Annotated in this window: 16 protein-coding genes and 1 tRNA gene; 12 read left to right on the top strand and 5 right to left on the bottom strand. The window is 68.0% G+C overall.

Translation table 11 applies throughout. The annotated features are described in order from the left end of the window. The first annotated feature begins 24 nt into the window (after positions 1–24). Positions 25–1,293 (top strand): NAD(P)/FAD-dependent oxidoreductase, encoded by a 1,269-nt coding sequence (locus BLW44_RS08395; RefSeq protein ID WP_060928739.1) that lies wholly within the window; start codon positions 25–27, stop codon positions 1,291–1,293. 126 nt (positions 1,294–1,419) lie between these two features. Beyond that, a complete protein-coding gene (locus BLW44_RS08400) occupies positions 1,420–2,292 on the top strand; it encodes a GNAT family N-acetyltransferase (RefSeq protein WP_060928738.1) in 873 nt (290 codons plus the stop codon). 283 nt (positions 2,293–2,575) lie between these two features. Here the strand turns inward: BLW44_RS08400 and BLW44_RS08405 are convergent, their stop codons facing one another. Further along, positions 2,576–2,788 carry a hypothetical protein gene (locus BLW44_RS08405; protein ID WP_060928737.1) on the bottom strand — a complete coding sequence of 71 codons (213 nt, stop codon included), beginning with the start codon at positions 2,786–2,788 and terminating at the stop codon, positions 2,576–2,578. A 57-nt stretch (positions 2,789–2,845) separates the two neighbouring features. Here BLW44_RS08405 and BLW44_RS18005 point away from each other — a divergent pair, with 57 nt between their 5' ends. Beyond that, complete coding sequence (locus tag BLW44_RS18005) at positions 2,846–2,998, top strand: hypothetical protein (protein WP_157519666.1); 153 nt, start codon at positions 2,846–2,848, stop codon at positions 2,996–2,998. 357 nt (positions 2,999–3,355) lie between these two features. After that, positions 3,356–3,817, top strand: coding sequence for a hypothetical protein (locus BLW44_RS08410; RefSeq protein WP_060928736.1), 462 nt, complete (start codon positions 3,356–3,358; stop codon positions 3,815–3,817). A gap of 534 nt (positions 3,818–4,351) precedes the next feature. Here the strand turns inward: BLW44_RS08410 and BLW44_RS08415 are convergent. Beyond that, positions 4,352–4,424: transfer RNA gene (locus tag BLW44_RS08415), tRNA-Ala, on the bottom strand. A gap of 135 nt (positions 4,425–4,559) precedes the next feature. Between BLW44_RS08415 and BLW44_RS08420 the strand changes: the two genes are divergently transcribed. From BLW44_RS08420 to BLW44_RS08440, 5 genes are read left to right on the top strand one after another with little or no spacing between them, the layout of a single operon-like run. Beyond that, positions 4,560–5,624: an NAD(P)-binding domain-containing protein gene (locus BLW44_RS08420; protein ID WP_074732067.1), complete on the top strand. Its 1,065-nt coding sequence runs from the start codon at positions 4,560–4,562 to the stop codon at positions 5,622–5,624. Positions 5,625–5,684: 60 nt separating this feature from the next. After that, entirely contained in the window at positions 5,685–6,476 is a 792-nt protein-coding gene (locus BLW44_RS08425) for a hypothetical protein (protein ID WP_060926169.1), read from the top strand. After that, positions 6,473–7,000 (top strand): hypothetical protein, encoded by a 528-nt coding sequence (locus BLW44_RS08430; RefSeq protein ID WP_060926168.1) that lies wholly within the window; start codon positions 6,473–6,475, stop codon positions 6,998–7,000. The genes BLW44_RS08425 and BLW44_RS08430 overlap by 4 nt, the downstream gene beginning before the upstream one ends. A 47-nt stretch (positions 7,001–7,047) precedes the next feature. Then, a complete protein-coding gene (locus BLW44_RS08435) occupies positions 7,048–7,704 on the top strand; it encodes an SDR family oxidoreductase (RefSeq protein WP_060926167.1) in 657 nt (218 codons plus the stop codon). A 4-nt stretch (positions 7,705–7,708) separates the two neighbouring features. Next, positions 7,709–8,923 (top strand): glycoside hydrolase family 3 N-terminal domain-containing protein, encoded by a 1,215-nt coding sequence (locus tag BLW44_RS08440; RefSeq protein WP_060926166.1) that lies wholly within the window; start codon positions 7,709–7,711, stop codon positions 8,921–8,923. A gap of 4 nt (positions 8,924–8,927) precedes the next feature. Here BLW44_RS08440 and BLW44_RS08445 read toward each other — a convergent pair whose 3' ends face one another. Genes BLW44_RS08445 through BLW44_RS08455 form a run of 3 tightly spaced genes read right to left on the bottom strand, consistent with a single transcriptional unit; the run spans position 8,928 to position 11,521 of the window. Beyond that, complete coding sequence (locus BLW44_RS08445; protein ID WP_060926165.1) at positions 8,928–9,818, bottom strand: hypothetical protein; 891 nt, start codon at positions 9,816–9,818, stop codon at positions 8,928–8,930. Position 9,819: 1 nt separating this feature from the next. Next, complete coding sequence (locus BLW44_RS08450) at positions 9,820–10,845, bottom strand: App1 family protein (RefSeq protein ID WP_060926164.1); 1,026 nt, start codon at positions 10,843–10,845, stop codon at positions 9,820–9,822. Positions 10,846–10,849: 4 nt separating this feature from the next. Further along, positions 10,850–11,521 carry a DedA family protein gene (locus BLW44_RS08455; protein ID WP_060926163.1) on the bottom strand — a complete coding sequence of 224 codons (672 nt, stop codon included), beginning with the start codon at positions 11,519–11,521 and terminating at the stop codon, positions 10,850–10,852. Positions 11,522–11,562: 41 nt separating this feature from the next. On the opposite strand from BLW44_RS08455, the gene BLW44_RS08460 reads away from it, so the two are divergent. The 3 genes from BLW44_RS08460 (at position 11,563) to BLW44_RS08470 (ending at position 16,196) form a co-directional block, all read left to right on the top strand. Next, entirely contained in the window at positions 11,563–12,876 is a 1,314-nt protein-coding gene (locus BLW44_RS08460; RefSeq protein ID WP_060926162.1) for an anthranilate synthase component I family protein, read from the top strand. Positions 12,877–12,909: 33 nt separating this feature from the next. Continuing rightward, positions 12,910–15,486 carry a leucine--tRNA ligase gene (gene leuS / locus BLW44_RS08465; RefSeq protein WP_060926161.1) on the top strand — a complete coding sequence of 859 codons (2,577 nt, stop codon included), beginning with the start codon at positions 12,910–12,912 and terminating at the stop codon, positions 15,484–15,486. 113 nt (positions 15,487–15,599) lie between these two features. Beyond that, positions 15,600–16,196 carry a ComEA family DNA-binding protein gene (locus tag BLW44_RS08470; RefSeq protein ID WP_060926160.1) on the top strand — a complete coding sequence of 199 codons (597 nt, stop codon included), beginning with the start codon at positions 15,600–15,602 and terminating at the stop codon, positions 16,194–16,196. Positions 16,197–16,218: the final 22 nt, after the last annotated feature.

Raw genomic sequence — 16,218 nt, forward strand, 5'->3', positions numbered from 1 at the left:
CGGCAGCTTCGTCGCGCGCTTCTGATGCCCGACATGCATACGGGTCTGCGGTCGGCGTCGCCCACCGGACTGATCACCTCCGTGGTGATCGTCGGCGGAGGATACGCGGGAATGATCGCCTCCAACCGTCTATGGGCATCCCTCACCGCTGCTGAGCGCGCGCGCACCCGCGTCACGATCATCAACCCAACCGATCTGTTCGTACACCGGATCCGGCTGCATGAGCACGCCGCAGGAGTCGCGGATGCAACTCTCCCGCTGAGGTCGATGATCCACGGAGAGGTCGATCTCCTCGTGGGCCAGGCGCGACGAATCGACGTGGTGGCGCGGACCGTGCACGTGGAGACTCCAGCAGGAAAGGTCGACCTGCGGTTCGACAAGCTGATCTACGCGGTCGGCTCTCGCTCCTCGACGCACGTACCGGGCGTCGAGGAGCACGCGGAGACCATCGGGGACGTCAAAGGCGCGGAGGCCATCGCGCACCGTATCGCATCGGGACACGTCCGACGGATCTGCGTCGTGGGCGGAGGCCCCACGGGAGTGGAGACCGCCGCCGAACTGGCGGAGGCACACCCCGAGCTCCGGGTGACCCTGCTCGCCGGTGACCGTCTCGTGGGTGGCCTCCGTCCTGCGGCACGCCGATCAATCCGTCGGAGTCTCGAAGGCTTGGGGGTCGAGATCCTCGACGGCACTCGCGTCACCCGAGTCGTTCCCGGAGGGGTCACGACGTCGGACGGCGCGGAACACGCTTTTGACCTCGTCGTCTGGGCGGCGGGCTTCGAGGTTCCCGATCTCGCAGCACGAAGCGGTCTGCCCGTCGACCGGTACGGGCGGATGCTGGTCGACGAGACCCTCGTCTGCCTCACCGAGCCGGCAATCTTAGGCGCCGGCGACGCGGTCAGCCCTCCCGATGCCGTGGCCGCACACCTTCCCATGGGAGCCCGGGTGGCTCTTCCGCTCGGCGGCGCCGCGGCTGACACACTGCTCGCAGCCCTCCGTCGCCGCAACGCGGAGACGATCTCGATCGGCCTCCTCGGACCGTCGATCAGCCTCGGGCGACGGGACGGCTACATCCAACTCGCGCATCCTGACGACTCGCCGACGCCGATCGCCTTCACAGGAAGGCTGGGTGCGCTGATCAAGTCCTGGGTGTGCTGGATGACGATCGACACCCCACGTAAGGAGAGGACCCGCCCGGGAGCGTATCGGGTTCCGCGAGCTCCCCGTAACTCGCGGCCAGGGCGGGCGACCGAGAGAAGCGAGGGCGGGCGGCATGCAACCATTCATTCGTGAACCGATCCCCCGAGAAAGTGTTCCCGTTGGGCTGCGCCGGCAGCGGGCTCCTCCCGGCTGGAACATTCTGGGCCCGTTCAGTAAAACAGACGATTTCGCGTCGCATCACGAGCAGAAAGGACAAGAATGGCTCTCCCTCGCATCAGAGTTCACGGACCGGAACTGATTACTCGCGCGGAGCGGGTGGGGCTGGCGCGCACGCTCGGGCAGACTGAGCAGAGCCTCGATCTCTCCGAACCAGCCCACGTTTCAGGCTGGAAGGCGATCGGCACCGACGGAACCTTGCAGGGCTTGATCGTCGATGACGCGCTGCGCCCCGCCATGGTAGGACAGGGCGCCTGGGCCGCGTCGACATCGGAAGTTTTCGCCGCCCTCTACACCTCGGCTGCCAGCGCCTGGACCGCTCGAGGCATCTGGACGCACCAGATTACTGTGCGAGATGGTGATCCGATCGAGACCGCGGTCGCTTCGCTCGGATTCGGTCATCAACAGGCCTACGGAGCGATCCGGACCCAGGCTGCAGGGCACAAGGACGCGGGTGGTGCGCGATTGCTAGCCAGGCACGAGCTCCGCCGAGTGTTGCCACTCGTACCATTGATTTCGACTCATCAGGCTAAGAGCCCGGTGTTCGCTCCGCGGTCGGACCGGTTTCTCCGTGAACTCGACGCTTCTTTCCTCGACTGGGCCGCCACCGACGAAGTAGTCGTGTTCGGTCACGTCGAGGGCGATGAAGGAGACTTGGTGGGTTTCCTAGCCATCGATACCGCGGAATCGGTGCCGGAGATCGTGCTCGCCGCTGTCGCTCCGATCGCGCGCGGCCGCGGAATCGGTGGCGCGTTGATGCAAGCGGCAAACGCCTGGGCCGCCGCGCGAGGAATCCCGAAGCTGCGGGTCGACTGGCGCACGACCAACCCGGACGCGCAACGATTCTGGATGCGCGCGGGAGTGGTTGTGTCTGCCCGCCGCTGGAGCAGAACGATCGACCCGGAGCCGATGTGACCGCTCCTCGCCGCGCATTGCCTAGCAAGAGGTGAAGCTACCGCGGGCGCCCTGAACAGCAGTCGCGCATCGCCGAAGCGCGATCTCGCAACCTGATCCGCGGGCGGCGTCCACCCGCACACCTTCGATTCGCAGGTCCCCGACCCAGCATCCGTCGCCATGATTGCGGGAAAATCTCGTCTCACCAAATGACCGGTTTCTCATTGGTGATCTTGCCATTCCATGTCATCAAGCTTTGTTTTCCGCGGTATGTCATGACAGCACTGCAAGAGCGTCGGGTTGTTCACAACTTGAAAGTGGCTGCGGGGCGGTCGATCCGGCCGTACGCCGACTGCATCTCTGCGGTGACGTCGTTGCCGAGCCTCCGCACCTGGGTCTGGCGGGGGCGGCTGTACGGGATCGCCTCGCGGAGCACGAGGACATCGAGGGCGTACGTCTCTTCGACGAGGAGGCGGGCGATGGGTACGTCATCGTCCAGTTCGTTCGGCGAACCCACAAGGGAAAGCTGCGGCCGTTCTCCTTAGAGTTGTTCTGGGACGACGACGGCCGGCGAATGAAGTTCGTGAAAGCCGAGGCATTCGACTCGGGGAAAGTGCTCAATCAGGCGCGGATACCGGGGGACACGGTATTCCCGTGGGTGAACGCTGCGACCGAAATGTTCTCCCAGCTCGAACTCGTCGAGGAGAACCGCGCGCGGGCCGTGTGACCGTCGACCTGCGCTGGAAGCTCGTGTTCCCCGCCGGGGGAGGGCTGGACAGTGCAGCAGAACTTGTACTCCGACCTCGCCAGCGCTGACGACCATCTCGCCCGCGTTCGCTTCTAGGCCATGTCATTGTGACCGGTGCGCCGGAAGCGAGCAGACCCGTGTCTTCTGGCTTGCATCGTTCGAGCTGGAGGCCAGTCCCGACCTGAACGACGAGCAGCATGCGATGAAATTCGCTTCCGCGATGCTGCGCGTGCGACCGGTGCCTGCCACGGTGAGCCGGCGACACGAGTTCACGGGGACGACGGGGCCCTCCCCGATGAAGTCCTCGCTCACGAGTCATACACGCACGCGAGCCAGGTGCGCGGACGGATTGAGGCACTGGTCATCGCCAGTCTCACCGAGAGCGTCGGCGCCGCCGACGCCCTGGTTGCTGCCTTCGAGTACGACTGGGCCGCCGCGATCTTCGCATTCTTGGTAGCCGAACCGGGCTGGGCGGAGAGGCTACCCCGGATCGCTGAACAGTACTCGACGATGTGGGTTGTCCCGAACTTTGTTTATGGGCCTGCGCGGATGGCGTACGAGCATCAACATCTCGAGCAGGCAGACCAAGACTCAATCGAGGAATTCTTCAGAACGTTCTTCACGAATTATCACGTCTTCGAGAACGGTCGGCATCGGCGGATGTGGATTGGGGAGGAGATGGAGAGGCTCAAGAAGGCACGCAAGATGACCCGTCAGCGACTCCAGGAAGGTCAGCGAGCAATCGAAGGGTTGATCAGCGGTCTCGCGGAACAAGAGGGGACCGGAGATGATGACTAGAGATATTGGTGAAGCTGGGCCGCACCGGAGCAAGTATCTGGCTCAACCCTCCCCACTCCGATGAGCGAGAGCCCAGTGCTGCCATGGAGCAGTCAACGCAGATATAGAGAGATCATCCATGGTGCCCTTGCAGACGCTCTCGTGGCGTCGTTGTTCTCGCTCGATCTTCGATGCCGCGAGACAATGGACAGCGACCGGACACGACTCGACGCGGCGGTAGTCGACGAGGTGCGCTCGCTTGGAGACGTAGGTGGTTACGGCGCATCTGCGTCCAGGCAACCTGTAGCGGCGGCCCTCGCCAGTCAGACAGATACTAGACAGAGCCGGACTTCGGGCTTTGCTGCAGGGCCACCTTTGGTCTGACTATCCAGAAGAAGCCCGTCGGAGCCCGCGACGACCCGCTGTGTCCCGGGAACGCCAGCGCGGCGGCGGCGACGACAAATGAGGGCAAGAACTAGGCTGATTGCCCGCATTCGATACATCGCCAGCAAGTCGGGAAACACAAAAACCCGCGATCTCTCGCGGGTTTCGTTGTGGACCTGAGGGGACTCGAACCCCTGACCCCCTGCATGCCATGCAGGTGCGCTACCAGCTGCGCCACAGGCCCAGAATCGCTTCCTTACTGCTCGAAGCAACTTGAACAGAGTACTACACGCATCGCGCGGAGCACCAATCGAGGCGATGCTCCCGGGCGCGTCGGGGCGAGGGGAACAACGGCGGCGATGGTGGCGTTGTGATGAGCGTGAACATCCTGGACAGTGTCGTGATCGGCGCGGGTCAGGCCGGTCTCTCGACCTCCTACCATCTGCGCCGCCTCGGCATCGAGCATGTCGTGCTCGACGCCGACGACGAGCCGGGGGGAGCCTGGCGGCACCGCTGGGATGCGCTCACGATGCGCGACGTGCACGGGGTCGCCGAACTGCCGGACGACGAGCCACCGCCGCGCGACGGCCAGCGGGCGAACCAGGCGGTGCCGGCGTACTTCGCGGCGTACGAGACGGCGCACGACCTGCCCGTGGTGCGTCCGGTTCGCGTGGACAGGGTCGAGGACGACGGCGGAGTCCTGGTAGTGCATGCGGGGGAGCGGCAGTGGCAGACCCGCACGATCGTGAACGCGACCGGTACGTGGACGAAGCCGTTCCTCCCGCACTATCCCGGGATGGAGACCTTCGTCGGCGAGCAGCTGCACACGGTCGACTACCCGGGGCCCGAGCATTTCCTCGGCAAGCGCGTTCTCGTCGTCGGAGGCGGAGCATCGGCAGTGCAGTTCCTCGGAGCGCTCGCCCCGATCACCGACACCCTCTGGGTCACGCGTCGGGAGCCGGTCTGGCGCAGCGATGACTTCACGCCCGAGGCCGGCGCCGCGGCCGTCGCCCTGGTCGAGCAGCGCGTCGCGCAGGGCCTGCCGCCCGAGAGCGTGGTGAGTGTGACGGGGCTCATGCTCCGCCCGCAAGAGCGCGAAGCCGAGCGCCTGGGGGCCTACGCCGCACGACGGCCGATGTTCGCGCGCATCGAGCCGGATGGGGTGCGCTGGGCCGACGGCTCATTCGAGCAGGTCGACGTCATCCTCTGGGCCACGGGATTCCGCCCGGCGATCGCGCACCTCGCGCCGCTGCATCTGCGCAGCGCGGCGGGCGGCATCCAGCTCGACCGTCACGGGCGAGGGACGACCGCGGTGCAGGACCCTCGTGTGCAGCTGGTCGGATACGGACCCTCGGCGAGCACGATCGGTGCGAATCGCGCCGGTCGCTCTGCGGCGAAAGGCGTTCAGCGCGCCCTGGCGACCGCATCCGTCCGCACCTCGTGAGGGCCGCCCCATCGGCGCCGCCGTGGTGCCCCGGAGGGCCGCCGTCGCTACGCTGGGGGCATGATCCGCATCGCGCTCCTGGTCATCTGGCTGCTCCTGTCGGCGTGGCTCGTGATCTGGACCGGCGAGGGCCTGTTCGGCGTCGACCAGCGCCGGTCGATCCTCCCCTTCGTCGGAGAGGACACTCTCGGCGCTCCGATCCTGATCGGCGTGGCGTGGGGGCTGATCCTCACCTTCGGCGGCCTCCTCACCGGCCTCGGACGGCGGAGCCGGATCACGGGAGAAGCGGAGATCGGCGTCGGCCGCATCGTCGAGGTCTCCCGCACCGGGCTGAGCGTGAACGACGTGCCCCAGTACGACCTGTTCGTGCGCGTCACCCCACGGGCCGGGGACGACTTCATCGGGCAGCTGCGGATGCTGGTTCCACCGACCGACATCGCCGCACTGCAGGTGGGTCAGCCCGTGCCCGTCAGGTACAGCACGACGCACCAGGACGCGGTCGAGCTCGCCGACGTGAGCGATCCCGTCGTCCGTGAGGCGATGCTGCAGTGGCGCATCGACAGAGGTCTCATCGATCCGCGCCTCGTGAAGGCGCGCACGACCGGCATCCAGGTTCCCGCCTCGGTGCTCGAGGTGCGCCCCACCGGACGCCGCCGCGACGGCCAGAGCGAGCTCGCGCTCAAGGTGCTGCTGGCACCGGAGGGCGCATCGACGTGGGAGGCCGACACCACGGTGTTCGCCTTCCCCGAAGCGATCTCGCACTTCCAGGTGGGGTCGCCGATCTGGGCGTTCTACCGTCGCGAGGATCCGCAGACCGTCGCGGTCACGATCGAACAGGAGGCCGGACGATGAACGTCCTCGACACCCTGATCTGGCTGGTCAACTTCCCGGCCGCGCACGGCTACGCCATGGTCTTCATCGCCGGATTCTCGATCCTCGGGCTCTTCGCGATGTCGGCCTCCGCTGCGACGCCCGACGCGGCCCTGCGGCGCATCAGAGAACGCGAGGGGCTGCTTCCCGTCGGTGAGTCGGCCCGCCGCCCGATCGGGGGAACGGTGCGTCGGATCGGGTTCCGCATCCTCGCGTTCGTGATGCTGGCGAACCTCGTGATCGGCATTCTGAGCCTGACCGGGGTGCCGCTGACGCGCGCCTACATCCACGAACACGGCCAGCCGACGACGGGGACCCTGGACGGCGACTGGGTCACGTTCACGACCTCGACGGGGGTGACGTACACGGTGGAAAGCAACTTCTTCACGCCTGCCGTCTACCCGGACCGGGATGCGTATCTCCCCTCTGATCAACCGGTCGTCGTCCGCTACCTGCCTGGACATCCTCAGGCGTTCGTCATCGACAGCTCTCAGGGCCCCCGCTGAGTGCCCACAGCTGAGCCGGTGTCGGTGCAGGCGCGTAGGGTGAAGGCATGTCGCGAATCATCGTCTTCGGCGGCCACGGCCGCATCGCCCTGCTTCTCGCCCCGCTGCTCGTCGCCCGCGGAGATGAGGTCACCTCGGTCATCCGCAATCCCGACCACATCCCCGATGTCGAGCAGACGGGCGCCCAGGCGCTGGTCGCCGATGTCGAACAGCTCGACACGGATGCGCTGACCGAGATCATCCGCGGGCACGACGCGGTCGTCTGGTCGGCCGGGGCGGGCGGCGGTTCAGCCGACCGCACGTATGCGGTCGACCGTGACGCTGCGATCCGCACGATGGATGCCGCAGGCGCCGCCGGCGTGAGGCGATACGTCATGGTCTCGTGGATCGGCTCGAAGGCCGACCACGGCGTGCCGGAGGACGACGGCTTCTTCGCCTACGCGGACGCGAAGTGGGCAGCGGACGAGCACCTGCGCGGCACCGGGCTCGACGGCACGATCCTGGGGCCCGGCACCCTCACCTTCGAGGAGCCCTCGGGACTCATCGCACTCGAGCCGGAGGGACACGGCGAGGTCGCCCGTGCGGATGTCGCCGCCGTGATCGCCGAGACCATCGGCAATCCGTCGACATTCGGACGTACGATCCGCTTCGGCAACGGCACGGCCGACACGGCGGTGCCGATCGTCGACGCGCTCAGCGCCTGAGCCGATGCTGCGTCCGCGACGTGCGCTGGCGGTCGCAGCTGCGGCGATCGTCGGACTCTCGGCCGTGACCGTCTCAGTGACGGCGTCGGCCGAGTCGTCGGCGGTCGCCGCTACGGCGAGGTCGCCCCAGGCCTGGGCCGGCTCGGCTCACGCCGGCATCGGCGACCCTCGGGACCGGGCGGCGGAGATGGTCTCCGAGATGTCGACGGCCGAGCAGGCCGCGAGCATCGTGATGGGGCACATCCCGAGCACGGATGCTTCGGCCCTGCACGCGTATATGGCGCAGGGGCTCGGCGGGTTCATCCTCATGGGCGCCAACATCCCCGCCGACGAGGCCGCCCTGCCGGACGTCACGGCTGCCTTGACGGTCGACCCCGAGCTGCCCCCGCTCGTCGCGATCGATCAGGAGGGCGGAATCGTCTCCCGCCTCGCGAACGACACGTATCCCGCATCCACCACGCTCAAGGATCGCCCGGTCGCCGACACGTCGGCGGCGTTCGCGGCCCGCGCTGCTCTGGTGGCCAAAGCTGGGGTCACCGTGAACTTCGGAACCGTCGCCGACGTGACCTCTGATCCGGCATCGTTCATCCACGGCAGGGCGCTGGGGACCGATCCTCGGTCATCCGGCGATCGCGTCGCAGCGGCCACGGACGCGCAGGAGCAGGTCGTCGCGTCGACGCTCAAGCACTTCCCCGGCCACGGTGCAGCTCCTGGAGACTCCCACCACGCGATCCCGACGACCGCGGAGAGCCTCGCGGACTGGCGGGCGAGGGATGCCGTGCCCTTCGTCGAGGGCATCGACGCCGGGGCGTCGCTGCTGATGTTCGGTCATCTGGCCTACACGGCCGTCGATGCGGCACCTGCCTCCCTGTCACCCCGCTGGCATGAGATCGCCCGCGACGAGCTCGGCTTCGACGGCGTGATCGTCACGGACGACCTCGGGATGCTGCAGTCCTCCGGCATCCCCGAATACGCCGATCCGGTGGCGAATGCGGTCAGCGCAGTCATCGCCGGCAGTGACCTGGTGCTCATGATCGCAGGATCGACACCGGACACCGCCGGCGACATCGTCGCCGGGATCACGGCGGCTGTCGACGCAGGGGCCTTGCCGGCAGACCGGCTGGCCGATGCCGCGACGCGGGTGATGGCACTCCGCCTCGAGTCGGCATCCGCCGATGTCGGGTGGCTGCCCTGCCCGGACTGCGCACCGGTCGAGTGAGGCGTCAGGCGCGGACGGTCTCCGCGGCGACCGCTGTGGGTCGCGATTCGCCGAGCCACGCGTCCAGCAGCGCACCGCGCAGGTGTGCCCCGCGCTCCGCGAACCCGCGCTGCTGACGCACATACTCGGCCTTGCCGTCCGCGGTCTCGATCGGGACCGGCACGACGCCCCAGTCGGCGAGATCGTAGGGCGCTGCCTGCATGTCGAGCAGCCGGATGTCGCGGGCGAGTTCGAAAGCATCCAGCAGCAGCTCACCCGGGACCAGCGGTCCGAGTTTGACCGCCCACTTGTACAGATCCATGCCCGCATGCAGGCAGCCCGGCTGCTCGAAGAGCGACTGCTCGTCCCGCGTCAGTGCCGTACGGTTGCGGGGCACGGCGTCAGGGGTGAAGAACCGGAAGGCGTCGAAGTGGGTGCACCGCAGGTCGTGACTCTCGACCACCTCGTCGGTCCCAGCCTGTCCGAGGCGCAGCGGCACGGGGTGGCGGTGCTCGTCGGCGCGGTAGACCATCGCCCATTCGTGCAGCCCGAAGCAGCCGAACTGGCCCGGCCGGGAGGCGGTGCGGCGCAGCATCCGCTCGATCAGGCCGGCGAGGTCTGACTTCTCGCGCGTGAATGCCGCGGCGTCGGGCACTGCTCCGTCGGCGGTGGTGCCGGGGGAGTACCACCGCCAGCTTCGCCGCTCCGGCGCATCCGACAGCTCCACGCCCGCCCCGGGGTGCCAGCGGCGCAGCTGAGCGGGCTTGTAGCTGTAGTACGTGAACAGGAAGTCCCAGACCGGATGCTTCTCGCCGCGCGCGGCTCGATCCCGATGGGCGGCGGTGAGGGAATCCGCCCGCTCCTGGTGTGTTCGTTCGCGCTCCAGCCAGGTGGCCCGGGGCAGGGGGCTGTCCATGTCAGTGCAGGATGCCGGCTTCGCCGAGCAGGTCGCGGAGCCCAGCGCCGTCTTCCGCGCTCACCCACGGCGCGACGTCCTCGGAGTGCGGCTCATGACCGGCACGTCCACCGGCGAGGACGGCCTCGGCGGGGAGCAGGCGACGGATCGCCACACCGGCGACGGAGGTGGGGTGCTCGTCCATGAACTCGGAGTAGATCGCCTCGTCGTGCTGCCCGTCGTCACCGATGAGCAGCCACTTGACGTGCGGGAACTCGGTGGCCAGTCGACGGAGGTTGGTGAGCTTGTGCTCACGGCCGCTGCGGAACCAGCGGTCGTGAGTGGGACCCCAGTCGGTGAGCAGCATGGACCCGGCGGGGAAAAGGTGGCGTCCGAGGAAACGGCGCAGCGTCGGGGCGACGTTCCACGCACCAGTGGACAGGTAGATCATCGGGGCGCCAGGGTACTCGCGGAGCACCTGATCGAGGAGCACGGCCATTCCTGGCACCGGGATGCGCGCGTGCTCGTCGACCACGAACGAGTTCCACGCGGCGATGAACGGGCGGGGGAGAGCGGTCACCATCACGGTGTCGTCGACATCGGAGACCACGCCGAAGTGGGTGGAGCCCGAGACGATGAAGGCCGTGGCCTCGACGGGCTCCTGACCTTCGACCGAGAACGTGAAGGTCTGCCACCCGGGCTCCAGCTCGACGTGGATCACGGAGTCGATGACGCCACCCCGGTCGGCCACGACATGGTGCAGCGAGTCGCCGATCTGCACGGACACCTTGGCGAAGCTCACCGGGATGCCGACGAAGCTGCGCCATCCTCGGACGCTGGCAGGTTCGCCGTCCTTCGTACTGCGCGCCGGAGGGACGATCAGTACGCGTCCGACGACGCGGACCCAGCCGGGACCGCCGTATCCGGGGAAGGGCAGGATGGTCGCGGTACGACCGCGACGGCGCGCTCGTCCTTCACGCCACACGTGGAGGCGGTGTTCGAGACGCGCGAACCAGTGGATCCGGGGCGCCGGGGGTGACGAAGCCATTGCTTCAGTCTTTCACGTCGGTCGCGTCCTTCGCGTCCGAGATGTCGAGGTGACGGGCTTCGAGGCGGGAGATGACCTTCTTGCCGACGAAGACGGCGATCAGGAACAGCGCGATGATGCCGACGAAGATGTAGCCCGCATAGTGCACGCGGTCCGCGAGCTCGTCGAAGCTGCCGGCTGCGAGCGAGGTGATGCTCACGTAGGCGGTGGCCCAGAGCAGGCAGGCGGGTGCGGTCCAGGCGAGGAAGCGACGGTAGGAGTAGTGGCTCATGCCCACAGTGAGGGGGACGAGCGAGTGCAGCACCGGCAGGAAGCGGGAGAGGAAGATCGCTATACCGCCGCGACGGGCCAGATAGCGTTCGGCACGGACCCAGTTGTCCTCACCGACGCGGCGCCCCACCCACGACGTGCGGATGTGCGGACCGATCCAGCGCCCGAGCCAGAATCCGATGCTCTCGCCGATCAGCGCGCCGATCACGACGGTCACGACCATGGCCACGGCCTGCGGGATGCTGGTGATGCCGATCGAGGCGACGAGCACCACGGTGTCGCCGGGGAAGACGAGCCCGATCAGGACGCTGGTCTCGAGCATGACCGCGAGTCCTGCGATGAGCGTCCGGGCGACCGGATCGATGGACCGCATGAAGTCGATCAGCCACGGCACCAAGTCGTCCACCCCTTGAGAATACGGGAGACGGCGCGGCCTAGGCTGAGAACGTGCCCGAACGTCTGAGCGCCCGCGTCCTCTCGGGCGGCGTCGACCCCGAAGCGGTGTTCCTCGCGCTCGAACAAGAGTGCTCGGACGTGTTCTGGCTCGACGCGGGTGACGACGCGCAGCAGGGCTGGAGCTTCGTGGGTACAGGGGAGCCGTCGACCGTCCCCTCGGGCGTGCGACTCGACGCCGCCGTGGTGGCCGATCCCGCTCATCCTCCGCTTCGAGACGGCTGGGTCGGCTGGTACGACTACGAGACCGGGGCGCGCGCCGCGGGAGCACCGGTGTCGGATGCCGCGGATGCTCCGGGCGGCGCCTGGCTGCAGGTCACGCGATTCGCGGCCTTCGATCATGCGACAGGCACCGTGTGGGTGTCGGCCGCGGAGACGAAGCTCGACGGTTGGGCGTCGTTCGTGGTGCAGCACGGCGAGCACGCCGAGCCGGTGGGGGACGCCGGGGTGGCACCTGCTGTGGAGGCGAGGCATACGCCGGACGAGTACGCCGCGCTCATCGAACGCTGCCGAGACCTGATCCGCGCCGGGATCGCGTACCAGCTGTGCCTCACCACGCGCTTCACCGTCCTGGGTGCGCATGACGCGGTGTCGGCCTATCGGCGGCTGCGGTCGGCGACGCCCGCCCATCACGGGGGGTTTCTGCGGATCGGCGATCGCTCGCTGCTGAGCGCCAGCCCCGAGCAGTTCCTCCACGCCGAAGGCGGAATCATCCGCACCCGCCCGATCAAGGGCACAAGACCGCGCGGTCGGGATGCGGGTGACGACGCCGCGCTCGCCGCGGAGCTCGCCGCAGACGTCAAGGAGCGCGCCGAAAACGTCATGATCGTCGACCTCATGCGCAACGACCTCTCGAGAGTCTGCGACCCCGGAACCGTCCGCGTGGAGGCGCTGTGGGCGGTCGAGACATATCCGGCCGTGCATCAGCTCGTCAGCACCGTCAGCGGCACGGCGGCTGCCGGCATCACGGTCGGGGCGCTCCTGGACGCATCCTTCCCGGCCGGCAGCATGACCGGTGCCCCGAAGCTGTCGGCGATGACACGGCTGCACGAGCTGGAGGGCGGCCCGCGCGGCATCTATGCCGGCTGTTTCGGATACATCGATGCGGAAGGGGCGCTCGACCTGGCGATGGTGATCCGCAGCATCGTCGTCGAGCACGACCAGGCGATCGTCGGAGCCGGGGGCGGGATCACCTGGCGATCGGTCGCTGCAGCCGAGATCGCGGAGGTGGCGACGAAGGCGCGGGCGCCCCTGGCAGCGCTGGGCGCGGAAACGCCCGCGGCCTGGGCTTCCGATATCCTGAACTGATCCCTGTTTCCCTCCAGATTGGTCGTGCGTTCGTTGTCTGAGAACCTGTCCACCTCTCCCGTCGACGAGGAGTCCTCCTCGGCGCACGCTATCCAGGCCAAGTGGCAGAAGTACTGGGCGGAGAATGAGACGTTCCTCACCGGCGGCGACGACGACAAGCGGCCCCGCCGCTACGTGCTGGCGATGTTCCCTTACCCCTCGGGCGACCTGCACATGGGGCACGCGGAGAACTACCTCTACTCCGACATCGTGGCGCGTTTCTGGCGTCACCGCGGTCACAACGTCCTGAACCCGATCGGCTGGGACTCCTTCGGTCTGCCCGCCGAGAACGCGGCGATCCGTCAGGGCGCGGACCCGCGTGAGTGGACGTACCAGAACATCGCGCAGCAGAAGCAGGCCTTCCAGAACTACGGCGTCTCGTTCGACTGGTCGCGCGTGCTGCACACGTCCGACCCCGAGTACTACCGCTGGAATCAGTGGCTGTTCCTGAAGCTGCACGAGCGTGGTCTGGCGTATCGCAAGAAGAGCGCTGTCAACTGGTGCCCGAACGATCAGACGGTGCTCGCGAACGAGCAGGTCGTCGATGGACGGTGCGACCGTTGCGGTGCCGAGGTCGTGAAGAAGAAGCTCACCCAGTGGTACTTCAAGATCACCGACTACGCCGACCGCCTGCTCGACGACCTGAACCAGCTCGAGGGCTTCTGGCCGCACAAGGTGCTGCAGATGCAGCGCAACTGGATCGGCCGTTCGATCGGTGCCGACGTGGACTTCCGCATCGAGGGACGCGAGGAGCCGGTGACGGTGTTCTCGACGCGTCCCGACACGCTGCACGGCGCCACCTTCTTCGTCGTCGCACCGGATTCCGATCTGGCGGCCGAACTGGCGGCGGATGCTCCGACCGAGGTACGTGAGCGCTTCCTGTTGTACCTGGCGGACGTGCAGAAGACGACCGACGTCGACCGTCAGTCGACCGATCGCCCCAAGACCGGCGTGTTCCTGGAGCGGTATGCGGTCAACCCGGTGAACGGCGAGAAGTTGCCGGTCTGGGCGGCGGACTACGTGCTGGCCGACTACGGACACGGCGCGGTCATGGCCGTGCCCGCACACGACCAGCGCGACCTGGACTTCGCCCGCGCGTTCGACCTGCCCGTCAAGGTCGTCGTCGACACGACGGCGCCCATCACGGGTGCGATGCCCGTCATCGAGGTCGACGACGAAGGTGTGCCGATCGACACCGGCGCCGCGCTCGACGAGCAGAACCCCGCCTCGACCGGAGTCGCTCTGACCGGTGAGGGGCGGATGATCAACTCCGGTCCGCTGAACGGCCTGTCCAAGCGCAACGCGATCGCCCGCGCGATCGAGCAGCTGGAGGCATCCGGCACCGGTCGGGCGGCGAAGAACTACCGCCTCCGCGACTGGCTGATCTCGCGCCAGCGGTTCTGGGGCACGCCGATCCCGATGCTGCATGCCGAGGACGGGCGCATCATCCCGGTGCCGGAGGACCAACTGCCGGTGAAGCTGCCGAGCGTCGAGGGTCTCGACCTGAAGCCGAAGGGATCGTCGCCGCTGGGCGCGGCCGAGAGCTGGGTGCGCACCGTCGACGCCGCGACCGGTGACCCGGTGCTGCGCGACCCCGACACCATGGACACGTTCGTGGACAGCTCCTGGTACTTCCTGCGCTTCCTGTCGCCGAACAGCGACACCGTCGCGTTCGACCCGACGCTGGCCTCCCGCTGGGCGCCGGTCGACTCGTACATCGGTGGCGTCGAGCACGCCATCCTGCACCTGCTCTACGCGCGCTTCATCACGAAGGTCCTGTTCGACATGGGGCTGATCGACTTCACCGAGCCGTTCTCGAACCTGATCAACCAGGGCATGGTGCTGCTCGACGGCGCGAAGATGTCGAAGAGCAAGGGCAACCTCGTCCTCTTCGAGGAGGAGCTCGACGCCTACGGAGCCGATGCTCTGCGCGTCGGCCTCGCCTTCGCCGGACCCGTGGAGGACGACAAGGACTGGGCCGACGTCTCGACGACCGGTGCGCAGAAGTTCCTCGCCCGCGCGCTGCGCATCGCCCACGAGGTGTCCTCTCCCGTCGACGTCGTGTTCGCCGGAGGAGATGCGGCGCTGCGCCGTGCGACCCACAAGCTGCTGGCGGATGCCCCAGGGCTCGTCGAGCAGACGAAGTTCAATGTCCTGGTCGCGCGTCTGATGGAACTGGTCAACGTCACCCGCAAGACGATCGACGGTGCCGCCGGCCCGGCGGACCCCGCGGTGCGCGAGGCAGCCGAGACCGTCGCCGTGATGCTCGACCTCATCGCCCCGCACACTGCGGAGGAGATGTGGGAGATCCTCGGTCACGAGCCTTCGGTCGGACTCGTCACCTGGCGCTCCGCCGACCCGGCTCTGCTCGTCGAGGACACCGTGACCGCCGTCGTGCAGGTGGGCGGCAAGGTCCGCGCTCAGCTCGAGGTGCCCGCACGTATCGGCGAGGCGGAGCTCGAAGCGCTCGCCCGCGCCGATGAGCGGGTGATCCGCTCGATCGGCGACCGCGAGATCATCAAGGTCGTCGTGCGCGCTCCGAAGATCGTCAGCATCGTCGTCAAGGGCTGAGCGCACGGCCCAGCCTGCGTACCTGCTCTGCACATCCGGCCGTCCGCGGGTTTCCTCCCCGCAGGGCGGCCGGATGTCTGTCCGGCGTCCCGGTCCGCAGCTAGCGTGGCGGGATGCCCGACGCCCTGACCGAAGCGCCGAGGCCACGCCGCTTCCGGCTCGGCCTCGGCGCGGCGATCGTGCTCGCGCTGGTGGTGCTGTCGGCCGCCGTCGGGCTCGGGTTGCTGCGGGGGCAGGCTCCGCCGAGCGATTCCGTGCCGCTCCCGACGGCTGGTTCCGCATCCGCGGGCGCGGCGGGCGAGCTGTACGTGCATGTCCTCGGTGCGGTGGAGCACCCAGGGCTCTATGTCCTTGACCTCGACTCCCGGCTCGTCGACGCCGTGGCGGCGGCCGGTGGGACCACGGCGGATGCCGACCTGTCGGCCATCAACCTCGCCCGCGTCCTCGCCGACGGCGAACAGATCCTCGTACCCGTGGTCGGCGTCGCCGCTGAGGAGGGGGCGCCCCAGCCTGCGGACGATCTGATCGATCTGAACTCCGCCGATCAGGCGGCGCTGGAGACCCTGCCGCGGATCGGTCCGGCGCTGGCAGAGCGCATAATCGCGTGGCGGGAGGAGAACGGCCGGTTCCAGTCCGTCGACGATCTGCTCGGCGTGCCAGGGATCGGCGAGAAGATGCTCGCCGGGATCCGCGACGGCGTGAGGGTATGAGGCTGGCTCGGGCGAGGAGGAG

Origin of the sequence: Microbacterium hydrocarbonoxydans, from assembly GCF_900105205.1 — a bacterium.
GTDB lineage: Bacteria > Actinomycetota > Actinomycetes > Actinomycetales > Microbacteriaceae > Microbacterium > Microbacterium hydrocarbonoxydans.

What these genes read in the sequence shown, in the direction of transcription:
- BLW44_RS08395 (WP_060928739.1), top strand. Translation starts at nt 25, where the DNA reads ATGCCCGACATGCATACGGGTCTGCGGTCGGCGTCGCCCACCGGACTG.
- BLW44_RS08400 (WP_060928738.1), top strand. Translation starts at nt 1,420, where the DNA reads ATGGCTCTCCCTCGCATCAGAGTTCACGGACCGGAACTGATTACTCGC.
- BLW44_RS18005 (WP_157519666.1), top strand. Translation starts at nt 2,846, where the DNA reads ATGAAGTTCGTGAAAGCCGAGGCATTCGACTCGGGGAAAGTGCTCAAT.
- BLW44_RS08425 (WP_060926169.1), top strand. Translation starts at nt 5,685, where the DNA reads ATGATCCGCATCGCGCTCCTGGTCATCTGGCTGCTCCTGTCGGCGTGG.
- BLW44_RS08430 (WP_060926168.1), top strand. Translation starts at nt 6,473, where the DNA reads ATGAACGTCCTCGACACCCTGATCTGGCTGGTCAACTTCCCGGCCGCG.
- BLW44_RS08435 (WP_060926167.1), top strand. Translation starts at nt 7,048, where the DNA reads ATGTCGCGAATCATCGTCTTCGGCGGCCACGGCCGCATCGCCCTGCTT.
- BLW44_RS08440 (WP_060926166.1), top strand. Translation starts at nt 7,709, where the DNA reads ATGCTGCGTCCGCGACGTGCGCTGGCGGTCGCAGCTGCGGCGATCGTC.
- BLW44_RS08445 (WP_060926165.1), bottom strand. Translation starts at nt 9,818, where the DNA reads ATGGACAGCCCCCTGCCCCGGGCCACCTGGCTGGAGCGCGAACGAACA.
- BLW44_RS08450 (WP_060926164.1), bottom strand. Translation starts at nt 10,845, where the DNA reads ATGGCTTCGTCACCCCCGGCGCCCCGGATCCACTGGTTCGCGCGTCTC.
- BLW44_RS08470 (WP_060926160.1), top strand. Translation starts at nt 15,600, where the DNA reads ATGCCCGACGCCCTGACCGAAGCGCCGAGGCCACGCCGCTTCCGGCTC.